This is a genomic window from Nocardia sp. NPDC088792 (assembly GCF_044750615.1).
Classification (GTDB): Bacteria; Actinomycetota; Actinomycetes; order Mycobacteriales; family Mycobacteriaceae; genus Nocardia.
The window spans coordinates 1-26,288 of record NZ_JBIVKC010000004.1; the positions used below are offsets into that span (position 1 = coordinate 1).

27 protein-coding genes and 2 pseudogenes are annotated in these 26,288 nt (G+C 66.2%); 13 read left to right on the forward strand and 16 right to left on the reverse strand.

What is annotated here, in order from left to right; genetic code table 11:
• Positions 1–155 (reverse strand): annotated as a pseudogene (locus tag ACIP5Y_RS26525) (mammalian cell entry protein); the annotation flags it as partial.
• A gap of 220 nt (positions 156–375) precedes the next feature.
• Between ACIP5Y_RS26525 and ACIP5Y_RS26530 the strand changes: the two are divergent.
• The 3 genes from ACIP5Y_RS26530 to ACIP5Y_RS26540 all read left to right on the forward strand — a co-directional run bounded on the left by ACIP5Y_RS26530 (position 376) and on the right by ACIP5Y_RS26540 (position 5,794).
• Positions 376–867, forward strand: a complete 492-nt coding sequence (locus ACIP5Y_RS26530; RefSeq protein ID WP_400353926.1) for an SRPBCC family protein — start codon at positions 376–378, stop codon at positions 865–867.
• Between the two features lie 288 nt (positions 868–1,155).
• Positions 1,156–2,433, forward strand: coding sequence for a diguanylate cyclase domain-containing protein (locus tag ACIP5Y_RS26535; protein ID WP_400353928.1), 1,278 nt, complete (start codon positions 1,156–1,158; stop codon positions 2,431–2,433).
• Positions 2,434–2,599: 166 nt separating this feature from the next.
• Positions 2,600–5,794, forward strand: a complete 3,195-nt coding sequence (locus ACIP5Y_RS26540) for a bifunctional cytochrome P450/NADPH--P450 reductase (protein ID WP_400353930.1) — start codon at positions 2,600–2,602, stop codon at positions 5,792–5,794.
• 251 nt (positions 5,795–6,045) lie between these two features.
• Here ACIP5Y_RS26540 and ACIP5Y_RS26545 read toward each other — a convergent pair whose 3' ends face one another.
• The 3 genes from ACIP5Y_RS26545 to ACIP5Y_RS26555 all read right to left on the reverse strand — a co-directional run bounded on the left by ACIP5Y_RS26545 (position 6,046) and on the right by ACIP5Y_RS26555 (position 9,262).
• On the reverse strand, positions 6,046–7,275 hold the full coding sequence (locus ACIP5Y_RS26545; protein WP_400353931.1) for a cytochrome P450: 1,230 nt from the start codon (positions 7,273–7,275) through the stop codon (positions 6,046–6,048).
• A gap of 123 nt (positions 7,276–7,398) precedes the next feature.
• Positions 7,399–8,508 (reverse strand): FAD-dependent monooxygenase, encoded by a 1,110-nt coding sequence (locus ACIP5Y_RS26550; RefSeq protein ID WP_400353933.1) that lies wholly within the window; start codon positions 8,506–8,508, stop codon positions 7,399–7,401.
• A gap of 94 nt (positions 8,509–8,602) precedes the next feature.
• The gene (locus ACIP5Y_RS26555; RefSeq protein ID WP_400353935.1) at positions 8,603–9,262 is read right to left on the reverse strand and encodes a winged helix-turn-helix transcriptional regulator; all 660 of its coding nucleotides are present in this window, start codon (positions 9,260–9,262) and stop codon (positions 8,603–8,605) included.
• On the opposite strand from ACIP5Y_RS26555, the gene ACIP5Y_RS26560 reads away from it, so the two are divergent.
• On the forward strand, positions 9,261–10,199 hold the full coding sequence (locus ACIP5Y_RS26560) for an NmrA family NAD(P)-binding protein (RefSeq protein WP_400353937.1): 939 nt from the start codon (positions 9,261–9,263) through the stop codon (positions 10,197–10,199). The genes ACIP5Y_RS26555 and ACIP5Y_RS26560 overlap by 2 nt on opposite strands.
• A gap of 49 nt (positions 10,200–10,248) precedes the next feature.
• On the opposite strand, the gene ACIP5Y_RS26565 is transcribed toward ACIP5Y_RS26560, so the two are convergent.
• The gene (locus tag ACIP5Y_RS26565) at positions 10,249–10,455 is read right to left on the reverse strand and encodes a DUF397 domain-containing protein (RefSeq protein ID WP_400353939.1); all 207 of its coding nucleotides are present in this window, start codon (positions 10,453–10,455) and stop codon (positions 10,249–10,251) included.
• Positions 10,445–11,350: a helix-turn-helix domain-containing protein gene (locus tag ACIP5Y_RS26570; RefSeq protein ID WP_400353940.1), complete on the reverse strand. Its 906-nt coding sequence runs from the start codon at positions 11,348–11,350 to the stop codon at positions 10,445–10,447. Before ACIP5Y_RS26570 ends, ACIP5Y_RS26565 begins: the two co-directional genes overlap by 11 nt.
• Before the next feature lie 148 nt (positions 11,351–11,498).
• Here ACIP5Y_RS26570 and ACIP5Y_RS26575 point away from each other — a divergent pair, with 148 nt between their 5' ends.
• The 5 genes from ACIP5Y_RS26575 to ACIP5Y_RS26595 all read left to right on the forward strand — a co-directional run bounded on the left by ACIP5Y_RS26575 (position 11,499) and on the right by ACIP5Y_RS26595 (position 14,422).
• A complete protein-coding gene (locus ACIP5Y_RS26575) occupies positions 11,499–11,747 on the forward strand; it encodes a hypothetical protein (protein WP_400353941.1) in 249 nt (82 codons plus the stop codon).
• 426 nt (positions 11,748–12,173) lie between these two features.
• Positions 12,174–12,812, forward strand: coding sequence for a hypothetical protein (locus tag ACIP5Y_RS26580; RefSeq protein ID WP_400353943.1), 639 nt, complete (start codon positions 12,174–12,176; stop codon positions 12,810–12,812).
• Between the two features lie 2 nt (positions 12,813–12,814).
• Complete coding sequence (locus tag ACIP5Y_RS26585) at positions 12,815–13,435, forward strand: hypothetical protein (RefSeq protein ID WP_400353945.1); 621 nt, start codon at positions 12,815–12,817, stop codon at positions 13,433–13,435.
• 60 nt (positions 13,436–13,495) lie between these two features.
• Positions 13,496–14,275 carry a hypothetical protein gene (locus tag ACIP5Y_RS26590; RefSeq protein ID WP_400353947.1) on the forward strand — a complete coding sequence of 260 codons (780 nt, stop codon included), beginning with the start codon at positions 13,496–13,498 and terminating at the stop codon, positions 14,273–14,275.
• Between the two features lie 12 nt (positions 14,276–14,287).
• Entirely contained in the window at positions 14,288–14,422 is a 135-nt protein-coding gene (locus tag ACIP5Y_RS26595) for a hypothetical protein (protein WP_400353949.1), read from the forward strand.
• A 67-nt stretch (positions 14,423–14,489) separates the two neighbouring features.
• Here the strand turns inward: ACIP5Y_RS26595 and ACIP5Y_RS26600 are convergent, their stop codons facing one another.
• The 9 genes from ACIP5Y_RS26600 to ACIP5Y_RS26640 form a co-directional block, all read right to left on the reverse strand.
• Positions 14,490–15,887: a styrene monooxygenase/indole monooxygenase family protein gene (locus tag ACIP5Y_RS26600; protein ID WP_400353951.1), complete on the reverse strand. Its 1,398-nt coding sequence runs from the start codon at positions 15,885–15,887 to the stop codon at positions 14,490–14,492.
• A 55-nt stretch (positions 15,888–15,942) separates the two neighbouring features.
• Entirely contained in the window at positions 15,943–17,373 is a 1,431-nt protein-coding gene (locus ACIP5Y_RS26605; protein ID WP_400353953.1) for an LLM class flavin-dependent oxidoreductase, read from the reverse strand.
• Positions 17,370–18,635: an acyl-CoA dehydrogenase family protein gene (locus ACIP5Y_RS26610; protein ID WP_400353955.1), complete on the reverse strand. Its 1,266-nt coding sequence runs from the start codon at positions 18,633–18,635 to the stop codon at positions 17,370–17,372. Before ACIP5Y_RS26610 ends, ACIP5Y_RS26605 begins: the two co-directional genes overlap by 4 nt.
• Positions 18,636–18,700: 65 nt before the next feature.
• On the reverse strand, positions 18,701–19,036 hold the full coding sequence (locus ACIP5Y_RS26615) for a DUF1048 domain-containing protein (RefSeq protein ID WP_400353957.1): 336 nt from the start codon (positions 19,034–19,036) through the stop codon (positions 18,701–18,703).
• A gap of 1 nt (position 19,037) precedes the next feature.
• Positions 19,038–19,394 (reverse strand): DUF1048 domain-containing protein, encoded by a 357-nt coding sequence (locus ACIP5Y_RS26620; protein WP_400353959.1) that lies wholly within the window; start codon positions 19,392–19,394, stop codon positions 19,038–19,040.
• Positions 19,394–19,699 carry a PadR family transcriptional regulator gene (locus tag ACIP5Y_RS26625; protein WP_400353960.1) on the reverse strand — a complete coding sequence of 102 codons (306 nt, stop codon included), beginning with the start codon at positions 19,697–19,699 and terminating at the stop codon, positions 19,394–19,396. The genes ACIP5Y_RS26620 and ACIP5Y_RS26625 overlap by 1 nt, the downstream gene beginning before the upstream one ends.
• A gap of 120 nt (positions 19,700–19,819) precedes the next feature.
• Positions 19,820–20,491 (reverse strand): DUF2625 family protein, encoded by a 672-nt coding sequence (locus ACIP5Y_RS26630; protein WP_400353961.1) that lies wholly within the window; start codon positions 20,489–20,491, stop codon positions 19,820–19,822.
• Between the two features lie 143 nt (positions 20,492–20,634).
• A complete protein-coding gene (locus tag ACIP5Y_RS26635; protein ID WP_400353962.1) occupies positions 20,635–21,453 on the reverse strand; it encodes an SDR family NAD(P)-dependent oxidoreductase in 819 nt (272 codons plus the stop codon).
• Positions 21,454–21,848: 395 nt separating this feature from the next.
• Positions 21,849–22,223 carry a cupin domain-containing protein gene (locus tag ACIP5Y_RS26640; RefSeq protein ID WP_400353964.1) on the reverse strand — a complete coding sequence of 125 codons (375 nt, stop codon included), beginning with the start codon at positions 22,221–22,223 and terminating at the stop codon, positions 21,849–21,851.
• An 83-nt stretch (positions 22,224–22,306) separates the two neighbouring features.
• Between ACIP5Y_RS26640 and ACIP5Y_RS26645 the strand changes: the two genes are divergently transcribed.
• Both ACIP5Y_RS26645 and ACIP5Y_RS26650 read left to right on the forward strand, forming a co-directional pair.
• Complete coding sequence (locus ACIP5Y_RS26645) at positions 22,307–22,753, forward strand: MarR family winged helix-turn-helix transcriptional regulator (protein WP_400353966.1); 447 nt, start codon at positions 22,307–22,309, stop codon at positions 22,751–22,753.
• A 96-nt stretch (positions 22,754–22,849) separates the two neighbouring features.
• Positions 22,850–23,442, forward strand: a pseudogene (locus tag ACIP5Y_RS26650) (FAD-dependent monooxygenase); the annotation flags it as partial.
• A 104-nt stretch (positions 23,443–23,546) separates the two neighbouring features.
• Here the strand turns inward: ACIP5Y_RS26650 and ACIP5Y_RS26655 are convergent.
• On the reverse strand, positions 23,547–24,155 hold the full coding sequence (locus ACIP5Y_RS26655; protein WP_400353968.1) for a TetR/AcrR family transcriptional regulator: 609 nt from the start codon (positions 24,153–24,155) through the stop codon (positions 23,547–23,549).
• 63 nt (positions 24,156–24,218) lie between these two features.
• On the opposite strand from ACIP5Y_RS26655, the gene ACIP5Y_RS26660 reads away from it, so the two are divergent.
• Positions 24,219–25,295 carry a saccharopine dehydrogenase NADP-binding domain-containing protein gene (locus ACIP5Y_RS26660; protein WP_400353970.1) on the forward strand — a complete coding sequence of 359 codons (1,077 nt, stop codon included), beginning with the start codon at positions 24,219–24,221 and terminating at the stop codon, positions 25,293–25,295.
• Positions 25,292–26,200, forward strand: a complete 909-nt coding sequence (locus ACIP5Y_RS26665; RefSeq protein ID WP_400353972.1) for an alpha/beta hydrolase — start codon at positions 25,292–25,294, stop codon at positions 26,198–26,200. The genes ACIP5Y_RS26660 and ACIP5Y_RS26665 overlap by 4 nt, the downstream gene beginning before the upstream one ends.
• The last annotated feature ends 88 nt before the right edge of the window (positions 26,201–26,288 follow it).

Sequence of the window (26,288 nt, forward strand, 5' to 3'; positions counted from 1 at the left end):
TCGCCCACACGCAGGCCGAGCACATCGGTGAAGGTCGCCGAGTAAGTGTCGGTACTGCCACTCACGGTGCGCGCCAACGTGTTCCAGATGACCGCCGTCACCAGAATCGACACGATGGCGAAGAAGCTGAAGCCGATCAGCGCCCGGTAGTTCATGCGCGCTGAATCTAGGGGCATATCGCCGGGGTGAGCGATGACCGCGGCGATCGTCCGATTGACCGAACCGCTCACGCCTGCACGGTCGCGCCGAGCGGAACGCCGGGACAGGAGATACGCTGCGCCGCGTGGGCGAGCGCTGCTGATCGGGTGCTGACCGACCGGCGATCGGCACCGGTACGATGCCGACGGCGGCGATATCGACCGCGGGAGAGAAAGAATGACCAAGCTTCTACAATCGCAGTCCGAGGTAATCCTGGATGCGAGCCAGGAGACGGTTTTCGACGTCGTCACCGGGCCGATACTGTTGCCACGCACCAGTTCGAGCGACTGGGCTCGAATGGAATTCGGCCCGCCGACCGCGGCCAGGGCGACCTTCGTCGAAACGATCGAGCTCGCCGGCGAACCGATGCGATTCGCCTGCCGGGTCGATACCTGCCGGCGTCCGTTCCTCTGGATGGCGAGCACGCGTTCGATACTCCCGGCGCAGTTCGGCGGTGTGCATATGACGCTGACCGCCATTCACACCGTGGATCCCTGGGAATCCGGCCGCACCCGGTTCCGCCGCTCCATGATCGCCGCGGTCCGGTTCGAAACCGCTGTACCACAGCAGGTTATCGATCTGTTCGGCAACGACGCCGTGCACGAAGGGTTCATCGCCCAAGTGCAGAGCCGGATCGGACTCAGCGGTAACCCTGCGCGATCCAGGTAATCGGGTCGTCAAACCGATTTTCGACACATAATCATTTACTGACGAGAGGGGTTTTCGCAGGTAGATGCCTGTCAGTGGCCAATCCCACGGCGGATTATGGATATGCACCGTTAACGAGACGGTGATTGACTTGCCGGTGAAATTCGGGGTGATGCTGGATTGTCCGGACGATCGGTCGATTTCTTCTCGAATCGGGGCTCGCTCCGGCCTCCTGCTTCTGTCAGGATGGCGATAGGCCGGCCCGGGGGCAGGCCGCACCGGAGTTCACCGCGAATCGATCGGAGAACTATGAGTCACGATCGCGCAGGCCTGCGCAACCGGAGTTCGGAACGGCAGCTGGATACCGACGGCCGATACCGGCTACTGGTCGAGCAAGTCAGCGACGCAGTCATCACCGTCGCCGCCGACGGTTCCGTGACCGACTGGAATCCCGCCGCCCGGACAATCTACGGACGATCGGCCGAGGCCGCGATCGGCAGGCCGGTTGCCGAAATACTGGGCGCACCGATCGATCTCGCGCGGCTCACCGCAGACTGCGGCGGCATCCATGCCACGCATCGTCGCAGCGACGGTTCCACTGTCGCCGTACGGGTTTCCGCGGTAGCCGTGGATGGCGAATACGTTCTGGTATGCCGCACCGTCACAGCGTTGCTCGCCGCCGAAAGGCATTATGCGGCCGTGGTGGCCGGTCTCGAGGACGGCGTGATCGTCATCGGCCGGGACGGGACCATCATCTCGGCCAATCCGGCCGCGACACGGTTGCTGGGCCTGCCCGAAAACTCCCCACCCTCCCTGTCCTACCTGGACTTTTCGCTCTTCGACGCCGAGGGCAACCCGGTTCCCGCACAAGAACGTCCGATCACTCGGATATTGCGCACCGGTGCTCCCATGGCAGGAGAGGTGTACAGCGTCGAACGCGCCGACGGACAGCGGCTGTGGCTCACCGGAAGTTGCACTCTCCTCGACCCCGGCAATCCTCGCTCCCCCATCCTCGCCTCCTTTTCCGATATCACCGCGCAACGCGCTGCCGAACAACGCCTCGAGTACGAAGCCACGCACGATCCGCTCACCCACCTCCCCAACCGCACCATGGTGCTGACCCGCCTGCAAGCGGCACTGTGCGCCCCCGACCCCGAACCACTGGCGATCGCATTCATCGACCTCGACGGATTCAAGGCCATCAACGACTCGCTGGGCCACCACGTCGGCGATACCGTGCTCCATGTCGCGGCCCAGCGGCTGCAGCAGGTGGTGCACTGCAACGACCTGGTCGGGCGACTCGGCGGCGACGAGTTCGTCGCACTGCTACTCGACGGCGCCGAGCAACACGACCCCGACACCCTGATTCGACACCTGCGCCGGGCGCTGCGGGAACCGATCGTCGTCGACGGCTGCGGACTGCGGATCGATGCCAGTTTCGGCTTCATCACCGTCCCCGCAGCCGACAACCGGACCGCGGAGGACCTGCTCCGCGCCGCGGACCTCGCCATGTACCAAGCCAAGAAGGCCGATCCCGGCCACACCGAATTCTTCCGCACCGACGATGCGGGCCGAGCGATCAAGTGATATCGAAAACCCTCTGGTAACACCGGATCTCGGCACCAACCGGGTACCCGAGAACAACACCCGCCGGATTCTTACACGTTTTTGCCGTCGCTCTGCGAAGCCTTTGCCGCAGAACGGGAATCGTGGCCGCTACCAGATTCGTAGCGGAGAAGAGAGGCGGTTCCCGATGGAAACCACCATGCACGTACTCGAGTCGATCCCGGAGCGTCCGGCATTGCCGTTCATCGGTCATGCGCTGCGCATTCCCAGTGGTGCGGACGGTCTGGCGTACATGCTTTCCGAGGCGAAGGAGCTCGGGCCGATATTCAAGATCCGGTTCTTCGGCACTGAGCTCACCGTGGTTTCGGGTCTGGACTTGGTCACCGAACTGTCCGACGAGACCCGTTTCCGCAAGAATGTGCACACCGATCTCCTCGCGCTGCGCGATATCGTCGGGGACGGGTTGTTCACCGCCTTCCCCGACGAGCCGAATTGGCGCAAGGCGCACGACATCCTGCTGCCGGCCTTCTCATTAGGGGCGATGCGCGGCTACCACGCGACCATGTTGACAGTCGCCAAAAGCCTGCTGGCGAAATGGGATGAAGCAGTGGGCGGTCCGGTGGATGTGGCAGCCGATATGACCCGGTTGACCTTCGACACCATCGGATTGTGCGGATTCGGTTACGACTTCGAGTCGTTCCGCCGCGAACAGTCGCATCCGTTCATCGGGGCGCTGTCCCGCACGCTGAGTTACGCCCAGGCCCGAAGTGAGTCACTGCCCGGACTGCACCTTTTCCAGCGTGGGCGCGCCGAACGCTACCGCGCTGATGCCGGATACATGAAGGATCTGGTCGACGAGGTGATCCGGCGCCGGCGCGGCCAGGCCGAAGCGGAGGCCGACGATCTGCTGGGGCGCATGGTGCGCACCGCGGATCCGTCGACCGGCGAACTGCTCGATGACGTCAATATCCGCTACCAGGTGCTCACCTTCCTGATCGCCGGCCACGAAACCACCAGCGGGGCACTGTCTTTCGCACTGCACTATCTGACCAAACATCCCGAGGTGCTGGCCGCGGCCCGCGCCGAGGTGGACGCGCTGTGGGGTGATGACCCCGATCCGGAACCGACCTATGAGGACATCGGCAAGCTGACCTACCTGCGTCAGGTTCTGAACGAGTCGCTACGGCTGTGGCCGACCGCGCCCGCCTACGCCGTCGAACCCTTGACCGATACGGTGATCGGCGGCAAGTACGCGGTGCGCGCGGGTGAGTCGCTGCTGGTGAATACCCCTGCGCTGCACCGTGATCCGGCCTGGGGCGAAAACCTCGAACTGTTCGACCCCCAACGGTTCACCGCCGAGCGCGAGGCCACCCGCCCGGTACATCTGTTCAAGCCGTTCGGCAGTGGCGAGCGGGCCTGCATCGGCCGCCAGTTCGCGCTGCACGAGGCGACATTGGTGCTGGGCCTGCTCGTGCACCGCTACCGGCTGATCGACCACGCCGACTACCAGTTGAAGGTCAAGCAGACCCTCACCATCAAACCGGAGGGGTTCACCCTCCGACTTGCCAAGCGGGGCAACGAGGAACGACTGCTGCCCATTGTCCCTGCGGGCACAGCATCCGCGACGGCCGAGGCCACCGCCCGCAAGGCCGCGGGCACCGCGCTGACTGTCCTGTATGGATCGAACTTGGGCACGTGTGCCGGGATCGCCCGCGATCTCGCGGCCGAGGGAGCCGAGCACGGCTTCACCACAACGGTGATGGCGCTCGACGATGTGGTCGGCACCCTTCCCGGCAGCGACGACCCGGTCGTGATCATCACCGCCTCGTACAACGGCAAGCCCACCGACGATGCCGCGAAGTTCTACTCCTGGCTCGAAGGACTCGACCCCGGTGCGCTCACCCGGGTCCGCTACGCCCTGCTCGGTGTAGGTGACCGCAACTGGGCCGCCACCTACCAGCACATCCCCTCAACCATCGAGCAACGGCTGGCCGCGGCCGGAGCCGACGCGCTGCTCGAACGCGGCGTGGCCGACGCGTCCGGCGATTTCGCGGGCGCCGTGGACCGCTGGACCGGCCGGCTGTGGTCGGCGCTGCTCGACCGTTTCGGCGTACCGGTCGCAGGCGGCGACCGACCAACCGCCGGCCCGGGCGATCCGATGTACACGCTCGAGGAGGTCGGCGCGTCGGTCACCGACGAACTCACCCGGCGGCACGGACTGGCCGCCATGGAGGTGCTCGACAGCCGCGAACTGGTCGACATGGCGCACCCACTCGGCAGGTCCAAGCGTTTCGTGCGGTTGCGCCTGCCCGCCGGCGTCACCTACCGCACCGGCGACCATCTGGCTGTGCTGCCGCACAATCCGGCCGAACTCGTCGACCGAGTCGCCGACCGGTTCGCCCTCGACCTCGACCGCACCATCCGGCTGCATGCGCACCGCCGCGGCCGCAACGTGCTGCCCGTGGACCGGCCGCTCACCCTGCGCCGGCTGCTCACCGAGTTCGTCGAATTACAGGACCCCGCAACACGAGAACAGGTCGCCACACTCGCCGCGCATACCGCCTGCCCACCCGAACGCCGCCCGCTCGACAATTTGGCCTCGGCGCCAGAACGATTCGACCACGAGGTGAACGCACTGCGGCGAAGCGTGCTGGACCTGCTGTGCCAATACCGCTCCTGCGCACTGCCTTTCGAACTCTTCCTGGAAATGCTGCCGCCCCTGCGGCCGCGCCACTACTCCATCTCTTCCTCCGCCCTGGCCACACCGGACACGGTGGATCTGATGGTCTCGTTGCTCGCCGCGCCACACCGCGGCGGCGACGGCACGTTCCGCGGGATCGGTTCGCATTACCTGGGTTCGGTCCACACGGGTGACGTCGTGCAAGCCCGAGTGAACCCGTGCCGCGAGGTATTCCGGCTGCCGGACACGCCGGATGTCCCGGTGATCCTGGTCAGCGCGGGCACCGGCCTGGCGCCGTTCCGCGGCGCGATCCTCGACCGTCTGCACACCGGCGCCTCCGGCACACTGCTGTGCTACTTCGGCTGCGACCACCCCGAAGTCGACTACCTCCACCGCACCGAACTCGAAGCCGCACAGCACGCCGGCGCCATCAGCCTCCGTCCCGCCTTCACCCACGCACCCGAGAACAACGCCCGCTTCGTCCAGCATCGTATGACCGGCGACAGCCACGAGATATGGACAGCGCTGCAAGCCGGTGCACACATCTATGTCTGCGGCGACGGTGCCCGCATGGCACCTGGCGTGCGACAAGGCTTGAAAGACATCTACCGCGAGCAGACCGGCGCCGACTCCACCGAAGCCGACTCCTGGCTGGCGGCACTCACCGAGACCGGGCACTACGTCGAGGACGTGTGGCAGTGAAGGCGGGAGCCGAGAGCTCGCGGCGGCCGCGAGCACCGATATCTCCGGACGCTGGACGGCCGCGATCAGCGGCGCCGCAGCCCTGGGAACCGGCGCCGGACCACTCGCCGTCGGCGCCGTCTCCGACATCGCCGGAGCCGCCGCCCTGGGAACCGTGGTCGCGATCGCTTCGATCATCGCTTCCCTTCCGGTGCTGCAGATAACCAGTGCCCCTGCGCCGACTGATTCAGCCTCTAGCGGAAGTGCCGACGCTAGCCAAGCGTGACAGGCATTTCCGTCATCCGGCGGAAGAAAATGCCGCGCCGCCACGGCAGCTCATCCGGGTCGGCTGCCAGAGCGATATCGGGGAAACGGGCAAGCAGCCGGCTGACGCCGATACGGGTCACCGTGCGAGCGAGCTGGGCGCCCAGGCAGGTGTGCACGCCGTAACCGAAAGGCAAGGAACGCCGCGGCTTACGAGTGGAGTCGAAGGCATAGGGGCATGCGTTGGCGTCGGGATCGTAGTGGGCGGCGAGCAGGGAGATCCAAATCCATTCCCCGGCACGAATTTCCTGTCCGGCCAGCGTGAGCGGTTCGGCCGCCACCCGTAAAGTGGCCACCGGCTGCGGTGCATACATCCGCAGGGTTTCATCGATGATCGCATCGAGAGCCTTCGGGTCGGCCTTGGCCCGCACCATTTCGTCGGGATTGGTCAGCAAGGCATAGACGGTGTTCAACAGCAGCGGCGTAACCGCCTCGTGTGCGGCAAGAAGAATCAGCGAAGCGGTCGAAGTGGCTTCCTTGAAACTGATTTCACCGCGGCGATGCGCCGCCGCGATAGTGCTGAGCACGTCGTCACGGGGTGCGAATCGGCGCCGAATCAGGTTCGGCACGATCATCCTCGCGAATCCGACTACCCCGTCCCGCAATTCGGGCAGGCTGGAGAGCATGAAATCGCCGAGCTCCGCGGAGCATCGAGCGATGGCGTCGGCATGCCGGACCGGCACGCCCGTCACCTCGGCGGCAATCCGAACCGGCAGCGGCACACCGAAAGCGCCCAATAGCTCGACCGGGCCCGAGTGGTCCATCCGGTCGAGCAGCTGGTCGGCAACCTCCGTGATCCGAGACGCGCGCCCCGCGACCCCACGAGGTGTGAACGGTTCCGCAACCACCCGCCGCAATCGACCATGCTCCGGCCCATCGGAGCCGAGCATGTGGGTGAGAACATACGAATTCGCCCAGCGATTGAACCGCTGACGGCGACTCAACCCCGCCGTATCCAACAGATACGACCCGTTGTTGGTCTCCGGCGTCTTGATCACACGGCCATCGACAAACACCTCCTTGGCCAGCTCATAACTGGTGACCATCCAGCCACTGAGCCCCTGCGGCGCGCTGAACCGGTGAATCGGCCCGCTCGCGGCGACGTCATGCATGAAATCCGCTGGCGCCAAGAAATATTCGTCATCGAACGTAATGTGCCGAACCGGTGTCGTTGCCACTTCACGGTTCTACCACGCGGTTTCCTTTTCGGAAGTGTCGACGACGTCCGGGCTCAGGTGTAGGTCTGTGCGATAGCGACAAGGGGCGCAAAGATGATCGCCGGGGCCGAATTGTAGTGTGTGTCAGTTGAATCCCCACATCCGGGTGACCTGGTCGGGGTCGTCGTTCGGGTTGTGGTCCTCGGGGGCGGTGCGTGGTTGTCCCGCGGTGACCCGCCGGCGCGCCTTCTCCCGTGCGACACCGATGTCGATGCGGCGTTGCGCCATCGCCTCGGCGGCCGAGCCTCCGCTGGTCAGCGCTCGGGTCAGGGCCAGGGCGTCTTCGAGGGCTTCGCCGGCGCCGATGGCCGCGGCCGGGCTGACCGCATGATCGGCGTCGCCACACAGGGTGACCGGCCCTCGCGGGGCGAGGGCGTTGTTCAGCGGCACCGCGCGGCAGTTGGCGGCGTGCACGGTGTCGGTGGCGGCCAGGATCGCGTCGATCAGCTCGCTCGCGGCGGGATCGGCCGCACGCAGGGCCGCCGCCCACACGCTGACCGGGTGAGTACCGATGTCGTCCAGCGCGATCGCGGGCCGGGTCAGGCGGGCGAACCAGTACGTGCCGTCGGGAGTGCTCAAATGCCCGAAGCTCGCGACCGGCAACGGCCGACCCTCGACGAGGCGGCCGTGGAAGTGCAAGATGTCCGGCTCGACGAATGCCGAGATCCGGCGCACGGTGGTGCCGTAGAACACCACCTGACCTGCGTAGACGGCGGGGCGCCCCGGCTCGATGCGGGCACGCGCGAGGGAGTCGATGCCGTCGGCGGCGATCACCACACCGTCCTCGGGGTCCAGCACAGTGGTGCCGGCAGTCATGATGCCGGTGGTCGGCTCGATATCGGTCACGGCTACACCCCGGCGGATATCCGCGCCCGCATCGGCGGCGAAGGCATCGAGCACCCGCATCAGGCCCTCGCGCGGATAGAGACGGTGCCCGCGTGATGGCCCGCTGTTGCCGCCCTCGGGTCGGTAGTGGAACTTGAAGCCACCACTCATGGGATACGAAACCTTGTGCAAGGCATCGACATCCGCACCCAGCTCGACGAGGGCGCGCTCTGCGTTCCCGTCCAAGACCATGAATGCACCGGTCCCCGAATCGGGCCGGCGTTCGTAGACGACAGCGGGATGACCGCGGTGCGCGAGCGCGGCGCCCAGGGCAGTGCCGGCGATACCGCCGCCCAAGATGGTGACCACAAAGCCTCCTCGAGTTGGGAACAGCTACGAGCCAAACCCTCGGTCGGAAACGGGCTCTCGGTGACCAGCTTGTCATGACATTCCAGGCCAGTGTTCACTCTGGCGGTGTGGGCGCATCAGCAGCGGCACCGCTCGGGTTTCGCGCTCGCTCTCGGCGAGTTTGACGCAACTGCGGGTCGAGGCGCTCTCTCATCGCCGGGTCGGCGCGCGAGCCGGCCAAGAATGTCGTGTTGATCTCGGATAGACGGCGGCCTGTGCGCTCGTCGGCGAAGACCGGCACGATCTCTTCCCCGGTGTCCTGATCGAGCAGGACGACCTGGCCGCTGCCTGCGGCCGAATGCTTTACGCCCCAGGCGTATAGAGCGACGATGACCACGGCCAGATCCTTGCCTCGGTCGGTGGGCATGTACTCGAAGCGTTTCGGGGTCGTCGAGTATTGCTCGCGGGACACCAAACCCGTTTCGACCAGGCTTTGCAGTCGGCGGGTGAGCATGGTCGGGGCGATGCCGAGGTTGCGTTGCAGCTCGTCGAATCGGGTGAACCCGTCCAGCACGTCGCGCATGATCACCAGCGTCCACCAGTCGCCGACCAGTTCCAGTGCTCCCGCGACCGGGCAGCCCATCGGTTCGAAACTGGTACGTCGCATCGACAATCCTTCCGTCTTAAACCCATCAAGCTTGTTCCTTGCATGATAGTAGTTACTACTCGTAAGGTTTGGCCCACTACGCGGAAACCACGACATGAGGTGTTTCATGGCTACATCCACGACCCGCTCGAACCAACGGACCCTGGTACTCGGCGCCACTGGCCGACACGGGCGGACCGGCGCCCGACTCGTCGAACGCCTACTCGCCCACGGTCATCTGGTCCGGGTGCTGGCGCGCGGCGAAGGTCCCGGCGTCGAGGAGCTGCGGCAACGTGGGGTCGAGGTGGTGATCGGCGATCTGCTCGATCGGCGATCACTGTCGGGGGCGGTCGATGAGGTTGACGCGGTGTATTTCGCCTACCCGATCGCACCGGGCGTCGTGTCCGCCGCGGCGAACCTGGCTTCGGTGCTGCGTGCGGTCACCCCGTCGCCGCGACTGGTCGTGATGTCGATGGCCGTTTCGGCCGCTGACAGCCCCAGCGGCTTGGGACGGGCACAGTGGTCGGCGGAGGAGATCTTCACGTGGGCCGGACTCGAACCGACGGTCTTGCGGGTGGCCGCGTTGTTCTACGAGAACATCCTGGTCCTGCACGGCCAATCCATCCGCGCCACACGCGGTTTCGCCAACAGCTTCGGCGCCAGCCAGGCGCCCTGGATGAGTGGGCATGACGCCGCAGACCTCGCGGCTACAGCGCTGATTCACCCCGATCGATTCGCCGGTGGCACAGTCGCCTACCCGCCCGCGGCAGAACTGCTCAGCCACACCGACATCGCCGGAATCATCAGCGCCGAGATCGGCCACGACGTCCGCTACACCCCCATCTCACAGCAGCAATGGCAGGACGAACTCACCAACTCGTCGGGATCGGTAATCAACCCGGATATGGCACAACATATTTCGACCATCGGAGCCAGGATGGCTACTTCGACCACAGGACTGCCCGTCGCGCCCGACTCACACGCGCTCGCCGAACTGATCGGCCACCCGCCGATGCCCTTCACCGAGTTCGTCCGCGAACACCGAAGCGAGTTCCAACCACACTGAATCGCCGGCTGTCAGCTCCGAGCGATCAGGAACGCGTCGGCGCATGCCTTCAGCGGCGGTCGAATTCCCCATCATTCACACCACCAGTGAAGGCGTCCCACTCCCCCGGCGCGAAGACCAGCGCCGGGCCGGTGGGATTCTTCGAGTCGCGGACGCCGATCCCGCCGCCCTCGAGGAAAGCGACCTCGACGCAGTCGGATCCGCCCTGGCTGTAGCTGGATTTGAACCACCGAGCGTTGGTCAATTCAACGTTCACTCTCGTGCCTCCTTGCTATCTCTCGCACCATGTCTCGGCTCGAGCGCGTGTCCAGGCTAGCCTGCTCGAGCTTCCTGAATGCGTGGCGGAATGTCAGTACATCCGTTCGCTTCTCGAGGTATGCGCTGCCCGCGTAGCCCTCGCAGTAGACCTGGGAAGGTTCCAAGATCCGCTTACTGCGCGTGTCACGCCCAAAATCCATGATCGTGAACGGTGGTACCGCCGCCCCCAGGGGGAGCCCTGCGCGGAACGGCATCACGCGAATCTCGATATTGTCGCGGGTGCTCATATCGGCGACGTGCCGACACTGCGCCGCCATCACCCGACTGTCCCCCACCACAGTCCGCAACACGTTCTCGTGCAGCACTACTGCCGCCTTCGTCGGCTGGCGCGCGCGGGTAAGGATGCGCTGGCGCTGAACACGAATCTGAACGCGACGCTCGATTTCATCGGCCGTGTCGTCTGGGAAGTACGTCCTATCGACGGCCCGTGCGTAATCGGTCGTCTGGAGCAAGCCATGCATGATCAATGGCTGAAATATCGTCAAAGACGTTGCGCCGGACTCCAACCCGACATAGAGGTTCGCCCACGCGGGGATGAGGTCGCCGTAGGCATGCCACCACGACTTAGCGGGAGTTTGCTCGGCCAGCCCCTTCGCGACGGCAGTTGCCTCCCCGCTCAGGCCGTATGCCTCGCAGAGCGCCGAAACATCGTTGACCCTTACTTTTTCGGTCTCGCCTCGTTCGAGGCGGCTCAAAGTAGGTCTGCTCCACTGCACCAGCGCGGCAGCTTCGTCGAGATTCATGCCGGTGGCTGCGCGCGCGTCTCGCAGTAGCCGGCCGAGCTGCCGCCGCGGCAACGTGGTGCCAGTGTCCTCCGGCAAGGCGTCCGTCATCTGTCTGCCCTCTCACCAGGTCGAATCGTTCCTCTCATTTTGAGAGAACGTTATGCCTCTCATGAGAGGAGAACTGGCGATTCGCGCCAATTCCGCAGGGTCGCCACGCACACCGTCCAACCGCCAGAGCTTGATTCATCGTTTCCCCATGACCACGACTACTCGGCTCGATCAAGCGCAGGTCGCTGTGCTGGCGTCCCTCGTACCCGGCGGGATTCTCGATGTGGAGTCCATCGCGCGGTCGGCGCGGCTGACCATGTGGCGCACCCGCAATGCGGTGTCGGAACTGTCCTCGCGTGGGCTGATCGTGGGGCGGCAACGGGGCGGGCGCGGCACCTGGGAGATCACCGATCGCGGGCGGCGGACGCTCTCGACGCGTGGCCGCTACTACCGATAGGAGATCCGCGTGATGCTCGTTCAGTTCATCGTCGTCGCTCTGTCGGGTATCGGCGTCATAGCTGTTGCAGGATGGGGGATCTCCGAGGATCGGTCGCACGCATCGTCCGCCCTGGATGAACGGTTGCTGGTCGCGGACGGACGCGCATTCCATCGTGTGCCGGTTCGCAATCGCCAGCGCCTACATGGCCGACATCGCGCCTAGTACCGCAACGACATCCTTCGAATGCACCGAGGCCAAGGGCTGCCTGCTCGCGCTGTATCCGGCGTCGGGGCCTACCCGGCCCGCACCGACGGGCCCAATGACATTCCGTGCCGAGTTATCTCGCGTGCGCGCCAGATGCTCCGGCGACACGCTCGGAGCCTTGAGGTCTCGGGAGTTACTGAGGCTCAATGTATGTGATGCCAACTACATACAGGAGGGGTCATGGCGAGTGAGGTATCGGACGAGCTCGTTCGGGCCAAGGCGGGAGAACTGGCGGACACCTTGGGGAGGTGGAAACTCGACGGGTTCGCGCCGGCGGCGGGGTTGGATCTGGCCGCGGCCGCCCGGCTGACGGTCGGGCGTGAGCCCCGGCTGGACACGGACGGCACCCGGTTGATCATCGCCGGTGGAGCCGGGAGATCGGAGTTCACCTACGCTATTCATCTCAGTGCCACGGCGGTATCCATGATCGGGAGCGCTGATTTCAAGGACGCGTTGGGGGCCGCCCTGGCCGACCTACCCGATCTCGCGGGAATCGTGCAGCCACTGTTGTCGTTCATCACGCTCCATTCCGGCGAGATCACCGCGCAGACCGGTGACGGGCCGATTCGACTCGAGGGGACCGTGCCCTCGCCGTTCGTCACCCCGGTCGCCGAGGACTCCTGGTTCTGGGACAACGAGCGCAAACACGTCCAGCAAGATGCTCGAGCAGCCGCCGACCAAGCCACCGACGCCGCGCAGGCGGAGCGGGACGCCGAGGTCGAGCAGTGGCTGCAGGACCAGGACGACGACAACGGCAAGTGGGACGAGAACCAGAAGAAGTATCCGTGGGACCGCAAGCGCCAGGACGGGGGGCTCTGATCATGGTGAGCGAACAGCAAGTCCGCGACAAGATTTCGGAGTACGAGGCCACCATCGCACGCCACCGGCTCGACGGCCTGGACCTGACGCGCATGTTCGACCTGGACACCACCGCGCGGCGCGCATTGCAAACCTCGCGGAACTACGACGACGACCAGCTGGTCCGCGCCAACACCCACGGCTTCCTCAACATGAGATTCACCGTCCACCTCAGCGCACAAGCCGTCGGACTGTTCAACACCGCCGCGGACACGCTCTCCAGTGCGCTGCGCTCCGTGATCGGCGAGATCCCCGAACTCGCCATCATCTGTGTCCCCTTGCTGGCCTTCATCATGGGCGAGTCCGGCGCCATCAAATCGGTGGCAGCAGCCTCCGAAAGCGGCGCCGTCGCACTGGAAGGCGTATTCCCCTCCCCCGTCATCGTCCCGTTCCCCGAAGGCCGCGGCTTCTGGCCCGACAAACCACCACCAGACCCCGGAACCGGCCACTCCGGCAGCGGCGATTCGCCCGGCGGTTCGGGTAACACCGACTCCGGCGATGACGACAGCGACGACGGCTGGGATATCGACGATGACGGCAGACGCAAGGGACCCGGCGACATCTGGGACCCGGGTGACGTCTGATCCGAACCCGATTGCACCACATGGCCGATAGCCGGGAACAGTTTTGCCGTACTCTGCGGAATGAGCGTCACACCCTCCGCCTCGGCCGCATCCAGTGGCTCGGCAGAATTCGAAGTGAAACTGAATCTCGTCGCGGCGACTCTTGATTCGAGCGGGGCGCCGATCGCCGACATTCGCTCGGCCTTCGGACTCGGTGGCAGGCCGCGGGAATTGTCCTACGGATTCTTCGATACCGATTCTCTGGAGTTGAAGGCTGCCGGGTGGAGTGTGCGGTTGCGGCACAAAGGGGCCGGCAGGCTCGAGCTGAACTACAAGAAGCGCTTCCCTGTTCGCGACGGCGATATCTACGCCGCGCTCGCCGACGCCCGAAGACAGGGCTTCGACTCCCCCTTCGCGGCCCAGGTGGACTGGACCTACGACCGGCAGACGCTGAGCCTGGCTGTCACGGCTTCGGAATCGGCGAAAGGCTTTCCGGGAAGTGCACTTCCGAGAGAGTCAGAAGCACGCACCATGCTGATCGGCCGGGTCCCGGGGCTGCTCGCTGATTGGACGGCCCCCGACTGGGGTAAGAACAAACTCCGGGCCGCCGTCCCGCACGGACCTGTGACCGCCACGGAATGGAGGGGCCGTTGGCAGGGCGTCGATCCGAGCATCGAAGTGCTCCCCGTACGCGACGCCGCGCGCACCGGGACCGAGATCATCATCGAGCTGTCGTTCAAGACCCGGAGCATCGACTCGGCGAAATCCCTTCGCAGCACCGCGATTTCCACGCTGGAACAGCGGGGATGGCTCGCACCGGTCGACATCCTCAAGACAGATCTGATCCTGGCCCGGTATTGAGCCACCGAGCTCGTGGAGACCCTCGAATGGTCGAGTTGGATCACGATCCCGTCGGTCGTGCTCGCGGGCGCGGTGGCGTTGGCGCTCACGGTGCGTCGCATGCATCTGTCGCAGCGCGCACTGAAGGTGGACGACGTGGCCGGGTAACCGCCGAGGAGCCGGCGCACGTCGGTGCGCCGGCCCGAGGTCGATGCCGTACCACGCACGCGGAAAGCTAGCGCGAGGCCAAGCTCGAGTGTTCGTCCGCGTTGTAGGCCGACCGATCGAAGCGGCCCGCGGGCTGGAAACGGGCGAGCAGTTCGGCCGGATCCTGGCCGGTGATCTCGGCAACGAATGTGCCTGCGGCATCGAGGGAATCGACGCCGAGGAACGACTGGGGGCGGTGCAGCAGGCCGACCAGGGCCGAGGCGAAACGATCGTCGACCGCCGCGGTGGCGAAGAGCTGCCCGCCGATCTCGGCGAGCTCGGGGTCACCGAGGAACAGACGGGTGACCCAGTTGGCCGCGTCCCCACGGGCGGACAGGAACTCCGCGTAGCGGCGGTTGATCCACTCCGCGTCGAACGGGCCATCGTGGACCGCGGCGGCCGCGACCAGGCGTTGCGCCTGGATCAGGCCGCTCTGCGCACCCTGACCCGCGATCGGGTCATAGGCGGTCGCGGTGTCGCCGAGTGCCGCCACCGCATGGCCGCTTGCGGTGTGGCCCACGCCGGCGCGGACCACCGGGCGCACCGCGCCCTTCAGCCACGAGTGCGGATCCTCGGCAATCGTCCGGGTGGACAGCACCTCGGGCAGATCCCAGTCGATGTGGTCGCGGTACAGCTGCTGCACGATGCTGTGCGCCGATTCGGCGGAATCGGCTGCGGCGAAACGCTTTTCCCATTCGCTGCCCGGCCGGGCCCAGCCGAGGAAGGCCCAGCTCGGGCCCGCGTCCTTGTGCAGATACGGACCCCACCAGGCCTCGCCCTGCTCGGCGAAGATCGAGAAGCCGCTGTGCGCACCGCCTGCGCGGCTGCGGTGCGCGAAAACATCCGGGCCGAAGCCGAGACCGGTCACGGTGACGGTCAGCAGTGACCGCTGCGGGCGGGCGTATACGGTGCGGGCTTCGTCGATCGGGAACAGGTCGGACAGGCCGCCGCGGCCGGTGGCGACGAGGGTGAGATCGGTTGCGGCGGCGATGGTGTCGAGTCGCTCGGGGGTCACCGGCTCGACGGCGAAACGGCCGCCGCGTTCGAGGAATGCGGTCAATCGCTCGTCCGCCTTCAGGCGGGTGTCCACCGCGACGCCGGCGTATCCGTCGAAATGGCCGTCGAATCCGATCAATTCCTCGCCCGCGGGTCCGGCGATGCGCACGCTCAGGCCGGTGTGCCGGGGTGCGCGTCCGGTGAAAGTGTCGAGGCCGAGGGCGGATTCGGCCTGCTGGGTCTCGCCGAATTCGAGGGCGGTGCCGGTGGCGGGGACGTCATCGCGCAGTGCGCGCTGATCGCGGTCGCTGTAGAGGGTGACGTCGAAGCCGGCGTCCAGCAGGCCCAGTGCGGCGGTGACGCCGGTCTGGCCGGCGCCGATCACTGCTGCCGTACGGGTGGAGCGGAGCGCGGAACTCTGTGATGTCATGCGAGATCTCCTGTCCGATAAATGATTTCAGGGTAAGGAAGTGTGTTCGGTGGATTCAGTGGCCGAGGACGGCCGCGCCCGGCCGGGACTCGCTCTCGGGCAAGGCGGTCGACGCGGGACCGCCGAGGCGATAACTCGCGCCCCGATGCTCCGGCGGCAGCCGGTCCCCTGCCTCGAACAGGGCATTGCGCAGCGTGCCCTCGACGTAGTCCGTCGCATAGGCGCCACGCTCGACCAGCGCCGGAACGACATGGTGGACAATGTCTTCGAAGCTGCCCGGAGTGATGGCGTATGCCAGATTGAAGCCGTCCAGGTCGGTGTCCTCGACCCAGTCCTGCAGCTGATCGGCGACCGTCTGCCCGGACCCGACGAACACCGGGCCCATACCGCCGATCCCCGCCCAGCGGCCGATATCGCGGACCGTCCATTCGCGGCCGTCATCGTCGAATTCCTGGAAGGCTGCCACCGCGGATTGGATGGCATTGCTCTCGACATCGCCGATGGGATCGTCGAGGTCGTAGGTGGACAGGTCGATGCCCATCCAGCCGGACATGAAGACCAGCCCGCCCTCGACGCTGGCGTAGGACAGGTACTCCTCGTGCTTGGCGCGGGCGGCTTCATCGGTCGCGTCGGTGATGATGGTGGCCAGCGCGTAGATGCGGGCGGCGTAACGATCCCGCCCGGCCGCTTCGAGCGCATCGCGCACCCGGGAAACAGTCTGTGCCAGTACTCGTTTCGACGGTCCGGCGATGAAGATCGCCTCCGCGTTCTCGGCAGCGAACCGCACCCCGCGCGGTGAGGCGCCCGCCTGATAGATCACCGGTGTGCGCTGCGGAGAGGGCTCGGACAGATGGATGCCCGGCACCGTGAAATGCTTGCCGCGATGCCCGATATGGTGCACCTTCGCCGGGTCCACGTAGACGCCCGCGGCGGCGTCACGAACTACCGCGTCATCCTCCCAGGAGCCCTCCCAGAGCTTGTAGAGCACCTCGAGGTATTCGTCGGCCTGGTCGTAGCGATCATCGTGGCCGAGCTGATCGTCGGCGCCGAAATTCCTTGCGGCCGAGGGCAGATAACCGGTGACCACATTCCAGCCGAGCCTGCCGCCGGTGAGATGATCCAGCGTGGACAGCCGGCGCGCGAACGGGTACGGATGCTCGAATCCCGTGCCGGTGGTGATCCCGAATCCGAGATGCTCGGTGACCGCGGCCATGGCCGAGACCAGCAGCAGCGGGTCCGCGACCGGGATCTGCGCGCCCTGCCGTAGCGCGGCGATGTCGTTGCCGCCGTACACGTCGTAGGTGCCGAGCACGTCGGCGATGAAGATGCCGTCGAATCGCCCGCGCTCCAGCAGTTTCGCGAGCTCGGTCCAGTAGCTCAGCTCCTTGTAGCGGTGCGACTGGTCCTCGGGATGCCGCCACAGGCCGGGAGACTGGTGGGCGACACAGTTCATGTCGAAGGCATTGAAGCGGATCCGGCGGGTCATCGCTGCCCCGCCCCCGCCTGCGCGCGCTCGCCGGCACTCCACGCGAACGGCAATTCCGCGTCATTGAGCAGATGGTCACCGATCGCGCGCGCCTTCTGGATGGCGGGATTGTGCACCGAAATGGTGCGGGCATTGCGCCAATGCCGATCCAGTCGCAACTTCTCCGAAACCGCCGACGCACCACCGACTTCGAACAGCAGCGTGGTCGCGGGCAGCACCAGATCGATCACCGCCAGTTGCGCCTGCGCGGCCGCGAGTTCGACCGCCACCAGCTGATCCGGGTCGCCGGCCCCCGCATCCAGCACCTCGTCCAGGACGTCGGCGACCGCGAGCACACTGGCTTCGGCGGCGAACGCGGCGGCCGACAGCCGCCCGATCACCTGCTGCACCAGTGGATCCTGTCGAGGCAGGTCCGCGGCGGAGTGGGTGTAGCCGCGGGTGCGGGCCGAAACCCATTCCCGCGCATCGTGTTCAGCGCGGCGGGCGATACCGGCGAGCACCGACAATTGCACCAGCTGCAGGTACGCCGTCGCGTAGGTGCGTCCGGGCGCACCGTATCCGGGTCCGAGGATGTGCTCCTCGCTGACCTCCACATCGGTGAACACGGTGGTGCCGCTGGCGGTGAGGCGCTGCCCGAACCCGTCCCAATCGTCCTGCTGCCGCACCCCCTCTGCCTGTGCATCGACGAGCACTCCGACCCGCTCACCGTCGCGATCGGCCGCGGCCAGAATGTAATCCGCGTACAGCGACCCCGTGCTGTAGAACTTCTCGCCGTTCAGCAGCCAGCGATCGCCGTCCCGCGTCAGCCGGGTCCGATACCGATCCACCGCCCCCACGCCCGGCTCGGTGATCGCATTTCCGACCAGCGTGCCCGCCGCCACCGCCCGCAGCCACTGCTCGCGCTGCGGGCCCGGCGCGGCCAGCAACTGATCCTCGACGAAGGAGAAATGCACCCGCAAGGCTTGCGGCAGATTCGATTCCGCCGCCGCCAGTTCGATGAGCAGCCGGAACAACTGCCGCACCGTCACCCCGTACCCGCCGTATTCGACCGGCACCCGCAGCGCCCCGAACTCGGCCTCCCGCAACCACCCCAGTTCGGTGAAGGGCAGCCGCCGATCGATCTCTCGTTCGACCGCACCGGGCGCGATGCGTTCGAAGATCGGCCCGAAGATCGCGTCCAGCTCGGCATCGCTGGTGGACCCGGTGCGCTGGTCTCTGGATTTCACAATATGGTTCGCGGATTCAGCGGCGATGGAAGTCATCGCCCCACGATCGCCCGGACGCTGCCCGCACTCACCGGTTACGCGCAGCGCGATCGAAACTGCAGCTAGCGGTCCCGGGGCGTATCCGTGCGGGCCTTCTCGGCGATGGACTCCTGATAGATGTCGGCGTAGGTGCGTGAGTCTTTCACCAGGTCATCGCAGAAGGCCGCGACGTCGTTGCCGATGAGTTCCATGACGCCCTTGCCGGCTATTACCCCTTCCTCGAAGAAGTCGAGGAGCCCCGGGAGCAGTCCCCCGTCGAGCAGATCGACCGGTCCGACCTTGAAGAAGTACTTCTGAATCTCCTTGTAGACGATCTGGTAGTCGGGCGGCAGCGCCTTGACTCGCGCCATATGCGCCCGCCACTCTCGCTTACCTTCGATAATGTCGCGGATGCCCACTTTATCCTCCTAGCCGGCCGAGTTTCTTTGCAACGTTCTTGTTCAATTGATTACGCCACTTGTCCTGAAAACCCTTCGCGCCTTCTCCGCCGGCGATCGCCGCGCAGAAGCCTTTGATGTCGTCGCCCAGTGCGTCATGGACGCTCTGGCCATCCGATGCGGTTTCCTCCAGCAATCCCAGAGCACCGTCGAGGATCGGCATCAGGTTGCGACCCGAGAGGTTCCCATAGGGCATCAGATTTGTCTTGATCTGCGCCCATGCCGCCTGATAATCGGCCGGGAGAGCCGCGGCCCGAACATCGAACGCTTGGTATTCCCTGGTCAGGTCGCTGCCGGTGATCTTCTCCCAGAAATTCATTACTCACTTCCCTTGAGCTCATTGATGCGCGATGAGACGTAATCCCATTTCGTCCAGAATGTCGCCAGTTCTTTGCGCCCTGCATCGTTGAGTGCATAAAACTTACGCGGCGGGCCAACTTCGGAAGGCCTCTTCGATACATCGACCAGCCCGTTCTTCTCCAATCGCAGAAGGATGGCATAGATCGTTCCTTCGATAACGTCCGCAAAACCCAGTTCATTGAGCCGACGCGTGATGGCATACCCGTAGGTCTCCTCGGTGCCGATGATCTCGAGGACGCACCCTTCGAGCGTGCCTTTCAGCATCTCCGTCAAGTTGTCCGTAGCAGCCTCCTTCGATCGGAGCAGCACTACTCAGTGCTACTGAGTACCAGTAGACTGTATCGCAGAGTAGATGTCAAGGCTCTCGACACGGCCGAGGACCCGTCAGGTGTCCAACCGCTCGGCAGTGTCGACGTGCAGGGCGACGAGTTCGGCGATCGGGCAGCCACGGCGGCTGGTCGCCGCGATGTCGGCCCGGCCCTCGGCACTCCACAGGGGCGGATAGATCGACAGACCCGTATCCGCCGGGAGTCCTTCGACCTCCTCGGCCCAGCCCGGCCACCGCACATCGGCGTAGAAATCGGCCGGCCCACCACCGACCGCCCAGGCGATGAAGGCGGAATGCCCGCCACCGATCGGCTCCCATCGCAGCGTGTCGGACCCGAAGAAACAGATCTCCCCCAACTTGCCCGGCAACGCACCGCCATTGACAGCGAATTGCCCACCCAGCACGTCCACCGCCACCGTCAACATCCCGCGGCCCTCACCGGGTTCGCCGATCCCGTTCACCGCAGCCAGATCCGGCAACCCCCCGTACCCGCCACCGAGAATTCGAAGCCACCCCCGATCGACCAGCAGCCCACCGGTATTCAACGCCAGCGCACCGAGTGTCGAATAGGCGCTCACCTGCAACCGGAACAACACCTCCCGGGCCCGCACCGGATCGACCGGCAGCACATCCACCGAAACCGCTGCCCTCGTGAACATCTCACGCAGCGAAGGCCACGCAGGATCCTCGACCTCGATAAGTTCTTCAACCGGGCGAACCACAACCATGCCGCCCGATCTTTCCAGAAGCCCCGCGATCGCCCCTGCGGCGACCGCCTCGCCCCGGTCCGTAAGCCGAAGCGTCCCTGCAGACGTCAGAGCATCGTCTCCGATGATGTCTCGACCGGTGGCGAGGAGGTCATGCGCTGCGATCAGGCGGAGTGCGCGAGCTGATTGCTCCAGGCCGCCAGGCGGGTGCGGGCACGCGAATTACGTACCAGCGCTGCGGCGTTCGCGGGTTCGGTGCCTTCGTAGTAGCCGCCGTTCATGACGGGGGTGGCGGGTGTCGCCAGCTGGACGAGCAGGGCGGCAGCGTTGTCGAGGGGCGCGGTGCGGTGGCTACGGACGCGCGGGAGGTCGATCTCGAAGTCGGTCGGTTGCACGCTGATCGAGATCAGTCCGGCCGGTCCGGTTTCGGCCAGGGAACGACTGAACATGGTCAGCGCCAGCTTGGACTGGGCGTAGATGGCGAGCGGGGTGTAGATGCCGCGCCGGCGATCCAGATCCGTGTAGTCGAGGTTTCCGGCGGCGTGCAGTTTCGACGTGACGGTGACGACCCGGCCGCGGGCCGCTTCGAGCGCGGGGAGCAGTGCCGTGGTCAGGCGGTGCGGCGCGAGATAGTTGACCTGGAGGGTCAATTCGTGACCGTCCTCGGTGTGGGTGCGCGCATCGGGCGCGGCGATCGAGGCGACATTGATCAGGGCATCCAGGCGGGGGTATTCCGCGGCCAGCGCGCGGCCGAGTTCGTCGACCTCGGTCAGACGCGCGAAATCGGCGTGCACCACACGCACTCGGCCGGGTTTCGCCAGGGCCTGCAGGCGCTGCGTCGTCTCGTCGGCGTGATTCTTGTCCAGGATGTGCGCGATGACGGTGTCGCCGTCGGCGATCACCCGCTGCGCCGTCGCGAAACCGAGGCGCGTATCGGCCCCGGTCACGAGGACGGTGCGGGTGCTGGACGGGCTTACGGACATAGCTCTCCGATCATGAGTGATGTGCCCCGGAGCCGAAGCACACGAGAAGTTCGCGATGACACACGCGAAGAAGGTGGAACGTCGCACGAACAATGGCGACACCGCGACGCGGATACCCTGCGCGGCAAAGGGATAGGACGGATCGACTACCCCCGACTCGGGGGCTCGTCCTCACTCTGGAAACCGAACAACTCCAGCGCGGACGGCATACGCTCGATCCGATGACGTGCAATACCGGCGACAGCGCGCATGGCGCAGCGAGGGCCGGAGAATGCAATCACAGTAGGGATACCACCCCACCGGACAACCCCGGGCAAGATCTCCGGCCCCGCTTTGACGAATCCTTGACGGCCACACGATCCGCCCCGAAGGGTCGATGATCGTGCGGGAGTGACCTATTGGGCCCAGGGCGGGCTGACGGGATCGCCGCCGGGGGCCTGGGCGTATGCGCCGACCGGCAGGACGGCGACTGCTTCGAACGGTTCGTCACCCGGCACGGAGACTTTGAACAGCGTGTGCGCGGGGATCACCAGGGCGTCGCCGGCGCTGAAGTCGAAGGTCTCGCCACCGATGGTGGCGCGGGCGCTGCCGGAGAGGGCGATGAAGATCTCCTCGCGGGAGACCATGTGCTCGTGGCCCGGATTGCCCGGGTGCATGGTGAAGCGCCAGACGCTGTTCTCGGTGGATCCGCGGCTCGGGGCGGCCAGGCCGACGGCGGTCATGAGCGGGCCTTCGAAGGTGGGTGCGGCGGCGGATTCGATGAGTGTCATGGCGGTTCTCCCAATGCTCAACTAAGGTGTTCAACTACGGTGTTCAACTAGAGTTGAACATATTGGCGAGAGGAGAGTCAAGGATGGATTTCGGCGTGCTGCTCGGGCAGGCATATCAGGCATTCGTTCAGGAACTGCACGCACGGCTGGCCGAGCGCGGCCATCGCATGATGGGCGCGTCCTACGGCTACGTCTTGCGAACGCTGGCCGAGAACGCGCTCACCGCAAGCCAATTGGGCGAGCGACTCGGCATCACCGCACAGGGCGCGGCCAAGGTGGTGGACGAGATGGTCAAGTACGGCTACGTCGAGCGGCGGCCGGATCCGGCGGACAAGCGGGCCAAACTGCTGCAGTTGACCGACCGGGGCCGCGACATGCTCGAGACCGTGCGGGAATTCCACGCCGACTACGAACGCCGCCTCGTCGCGCGGGTGGGCACGGACCAGGTCGCCGCCATGCGGGCCGTGCTCGACGAAATCGTCAGCGCGACACCGGATTCCGATACGGACCGGGCTTTCCGTCCACTTTGAGGACGTCACTCTCATATATCGCTTGCGGCCATTCCCGGAGGTGCCGCACAATGGCGGCCGATGCCAGGACCTGCGGAGATCCAGAATGGGTGGTTCATGTTCGATGTGATCATCGCCGGCTGCGGGCCGACCGGTGCGATGCTGGCCGCCGAACTGCGGCTGCACAATGTGCGGGTCCTCGTGCTGGAGCAGGAACCCGAGCCCGGATCGCACGTCCGCATAGTCAGCCTGCATATGCGCAGCCTCGACTCGAAGAACATGCGATCGAACTGGGCGCGCAGGTCCGGCATGGTTGCGCGGTAACCGGTTTCGAGCAGGACGACGAGGGTGTGACGGTCGAACTGGGCGACGGGGAGCGGCTGCGGACGCGTTACCTCGTCGGCTGTGACGGCGCGCGCAGTGCCTTGCGCAAACTGCTCGGCGTCGCCTTCCCCGGCGAGCCTGCACGGCACGACACGCTGCACGGTGAGATGGAAGTCGGTGTACCGCGAGAGGAGCTCGCCGCCAAGGTGACTGAGCTCCGCGCGACCGACAACCGATTCATGCTCCGGCCCGTCGGTGAAAAGGTCTACAGCGTGGTGCTTCCCGCCGCGGGAGTCAGCGATCGCACGGAGCCGCCCACCCTCGATGATTTCAAGCAGCAATTACGTGCCATCGCCGGAACCGATTTCGGTGTGCATTCCCCGCGCAGGACCTGAACGAGCACCTCGCCCGCTGGTTCGGCGATCCGACCGACTGATCTCACCCGGGCATAGCGGGCCGCCGAGCTTCGAATGCGCTGGGGCGGAGCGGATTACACGTCGCGAATGCCGGAGGACAGCAGGTGCAGGGCCGCGTCGACCGTGGCGATAACGAGGGTGTCGTCGAGCGGTCCGGTGGCCGGGAGCATCGCGTGTAGCAGCAGCGGTCCGGTCAAGATGTCGGAGACGAGGGTGGGGTGGGTGAAGGGCGGTATTTCGCCGCGGTCGACGGCACGCTGGAACATCGCCTCGGTCGATCGGCGGCGGGGCGCCATGAATGCCTCGTGGAACAGCGCACTCCACTGAGGGTCGCTGCCGAGGTCGCCGAGCAGACCGGCAATGCCTGCCGCGACAACCGGAGTGCGGAAGAACTCGACCTGCCGGCGTTGCAGCTCGATCAGGTCGCCGCGCAGGCTGCCGGTATCGGGCGCCGGGTCGGTGCCGAAATGCGCGACTATCGCGCTGGTGAGCAATGCGACCCGCCCCGAGAAGCGGCGATACAGCGCGCTGCGGGTGGTCCCGGCCAGGGCGGCGACCCGGTCGCAGGTGACCGCGTTGTAGCCCTCGCTCAGCAGCAACTGCTCGACCGCCGCGGTGATGGCGGTATCCAGGGCCGCATTGCGGGGGCGGCCCATCCCGGTGGATTTACCCTTCTCAGACATACGCTACGGAGTGTAGCGGATCAACCCTTGCCAGACATACGCTACAGACCGTAGCGTATGTGCATGGCAGAAATCTGGATCGTCGGCGCGACCGGCCGCGCCGGGCAGAGCATCAGCGCCGAGTTACGTGCCGGCGGGCATCAGATCGTGCTGGTCGGCCGGAACGCGCAACGGCTGACCGAGGCCGCCGCGGCGATCGAGGCACTCGGCGGACCGACACCACGCACCTTGGTCACCGACGACCCGGTCGCGCAGATCGCGACCGACAGGCCCGATGTCGTGGTAAACACGGTCGGCCCGTTCGGCACGACGACCGTCCCGACCGCGCGGGCCTGCGTGACCGCGGGCAGTCACTACGTGGATCTGGCCAACGAATTCCAGCCCGTGCGTTCACTATCGGAGCTGGATTCGGCAGCGCGGGCCGCGGGTTCGACGCTGGTCACCGGTGCGGGATTCGGTGTCTTGGCGACCGAGGCCCTGGTGTACGAGCTGTGCGCAGGACGCCCATCCCCCACCCGGGTCCGCGTCGCCGCGATGCCCGTCGTGGACGGCCTCGGACCGGCGGTGCTGGCCAGCGTGATCGATGCGGCGGCGACCGGCGGGCTCATCTACCGAAACGGCCGGCTCGAACGGACCCGGCTCGGCGCCCACCCGCAACACACTCCCCTGCCCGACGGCACGACGCGCGCCACGGTGGCAGTACCCACCGGCGAGCTGGAAGCCGCCCTGCGCGCCTCCGGCGCCGGCACGATAATCGCGACCTCCAGCGAGGTGCCCACCGGCCGCGCGGCGCGGGCCGCACTACCGATCATCGGCGCGGTGCTGCGAGTAGATGCCTTGCGCCGCACCGCAATCCGTCTGGTGGACCGCTGGCGACTGACACCACCGAGCACACCGGGCGAGACCTCGTGGGCGTACGCGTGCGCGGAATGGGACGGCGGCGAAACCCACCAGGCCTGGTTGCAGACCGGCGAGGGTTATGGATTCACCAGCCGCGTCGCCGCCACGGTCGCGGCCCGGATTGCCGACGGTGACGCCCGCGCCGGCGCGTTCACCCCCGCCGCATTGTTCGGCGCCGATCTCGCCCGTTCGGCCGGCGCAACGATCACCATCGATTCCACCGCGAAGGACCCCCGATGACCGACATCACCCGCGAGCAGGTGCGTATCCCGGCAGGTGCGGACACCGAACTGGACTGCTGGCTCTACCTCCCGTCGACACCCGCGCCACACCCGACGGTCGTGATGGCCCACGGCATCGGCGGAATCAAAGCCGCCGGCCTCGCCCCGTTCGCAGAGTTCTTCGCCGCCAACGGATTTGCCGCCCTCGTATTCGACTACCGCCACTGGGGACAATCCGGCGGCACACCCCGCGAACTCCTCTCGATCCGCCGCCAGCGCGAGGACTACCGCACCGCGCTGGCCTGGGCACGCCGCCACGACTCCCTCGACAACGATCGCCTCTTCATCTGGGGAACATCCTTCGCCGGCATGCACATCCTCGATATCGCGGCCACCGATCCGGGCCTGGCCGGAGCCATCGCACAATGCCCCCTCGTGGACGGCCTGGCCGGGATGAGCAAGGTGCCCCCGGCTCGCTCGCTGCGCCTGACCGCCACCGCGGTCGCCGACCTGTTCGGCAGCGTCACCGGCAAACCGCCGAAATACCTGCCGGTCAGCGTCGCACCCGACAGCCTCGGCGTGATCGCCACCGACGACGCACTCACCGGACTGCGGCGACTCACCCCGGCCGACGGCGAGCCCTGGCCCAACCGCGTCACCGCACGATCACTGCTCGACATCACCGTCCATCGCCCCGCCCGAGCAGCCCGCCGGATCGAATGCCCCTTGCTGATGGTCGTCGCCGAAACCGACACAATGGCCCCCACCGGCCCTGCCACCCAGGTCGCGGCGCGAGCCCCCAGGGGCGAGCTCTACCGCAGCCGCGGCGGGCACTACGACGTCTACTCCGGCGGACTCGACCACTCCGACGTGCTCCGCGTAGAGCTGGAATTCCTCACCAGACACGCCACCCACCACGCCTGATCGAAACTGGGTGTCGACCGGTCGACGCTGTTTCGCTGCATCCATCCGATGTCCGCACACGGACGATCCCGTCACCACCGCATCACTG

Coding starts and splice junctions, on each gene's coding strand:
- ACIP5Y_RS26530 (WP_400353926.1), top strand. CDS start 376: ATGACCAAGCTTCTACAATCGCAGTCCGAGGTAATCCTGGATGCGAGC.
- ACIP5Y_RS26535 (WP_400353928.1), top strand. CDS start 1,156: ATGAGTCACGATCGCGCAGGCCTGCGCAACCGGAGTTCGGAACGGCAG.
- ACIP5Y_RS26540 (WP_400353930.1), top strand. CDS start 2,600: ATGGAAACCACCATGCACGTACTCGAGTCGATCCCGGAGCGTCCGGCA.
- ACIP5Y_RS26560 (WP_400353937.1), top strand. CDS start 9,261: ATGGCTACATCCACGACCCGCTCGAACCAACGGACCCTGGTACTCGGC.
- ACIP5Y_RS26555 (WP_400353935.1), bottom strand. CDS start 9,262: ATGAAACACCTCATGTCGTGGTTTCCGCGTAGTGGGCCAAACCTTACG.
- ACIP5Y_RS26570 (WP_400353940.1), bottom strand. CDS start 11,350: ATGACGGACGCCTTGCCGGAGGACACTGGCACCACGTTGCCGCGGCGG.
- ACIP5Y_RS26575 (WP_400353941.1), top strand. CDS start 11,499: ATGACCACGACTACTCGGCTCGATCAAGCGCAGGTCGCTGTGCTGGCG.
- ACIP5Y_RS26580 (WP_400353943.1), top strand. CDS start 12,174: ATGGCGAGTGAGGTATCGGACGAGCTCGTTCGGGCCAAGGCGGGAGAA.
- ACIP5Y_RS26585 (WP_400353945.1), top strand. CDS start 12,815: ATGGTGAGCGAACAGCAAGTCCGCGACAAGATTTCGGAGTACGAGGCC.
- ACIP5Y_RS26590 (WP_400353947.1), top strand. CDS start 13,496: ATGAGCGTCACACCCTCCGCCTCGGCCGCATCCAGTGGCTCGGCAGAA.
- ACIP5Y_RS26600 (WP_400353951.1), bottom strand. CDS start 15,887: ATGACATCACAGAGTTCCGCGCTCCGCTCCACCCGTACGGCAGCAGTG.
- ACIP5Y_RS26605 (WP_400353953.1), bottom strand. CDS start 17,373: ATGACCCGCCGGATCCGCTTCAATGCCTTCGACATGAACTGTGTCGCC.
- ACIP5Y_RS26610 (WP_400353955.1), bottom strand. CDS start 18,635: ATGACTTCCATCGCCGCTGAATCCGCGAACCATATTGTGAAATCCAGA.
- ACIP5Y_RS26620 (WP_400353959.1), bottom strand. CDS start 19,394: ATGAATTTCTGGGAGAAGATCACCGGCAGCGACCTGACCAGGGAATAC.
- ACIP5Y_RS26625 (WP_400353960.1), bottom strand. CDS start 19,699: ATGCTGAAAGGCACGCTCGAAGGGTGCGTCCTCGAGATCATCGGCACC.
- ACIP5Y_RS26630 (WP_400353961.1), bottom strand. CDS start 20,491: ATGGTTGTGGTTCGCCCGGTTGAAGAACTTATCGAGGTCGAGGATCCT.
- ACIP5Y_RS26635 (WP_400353962.1), bottom strand. CDS start 21,453: ATGTCCGTAAGCCCGTCCAGCACCCGCACCGTCCTCGTGACCGGGGCC.
- ACIP5Y_RS26640 (WP_400353964.1), bottom strand. CDS start 22,223: ATGACACTCATCGAATCCGCCGCCGCACCCACCTTCGAAGGCCCGCTC.
- ACIP5Y_RS26645 (WP_400353966.1), top strand. CDS start 22,307: ATGGATTTCGGCGTGCTGCTCGGGCAGGCATATCAGGCATTCGTTCAG.
- ACIP5Y_RS26655 (WP_400353968.1), bottom strand. CDS start 24,155: ATGTCTGAGAAGGGTAAATCCACCGGGATGGGCCGCCCCCGCAATGCG.
- ACIP5Y_RS26660 (WP_400353970.1), top strand. CDS start 24,219: ATGGCAGAAATCTGGATCGTCGGCGCGACCGGCCGCGCCGGGCAGAGC.
- ACIP5Y_RS26665 (WP_400353972.1), top strand. CDS start 25,292: ATGACCGACATCACCCGCGAGCAGGTGCGTATCCCGGCAGGTGCGGAC.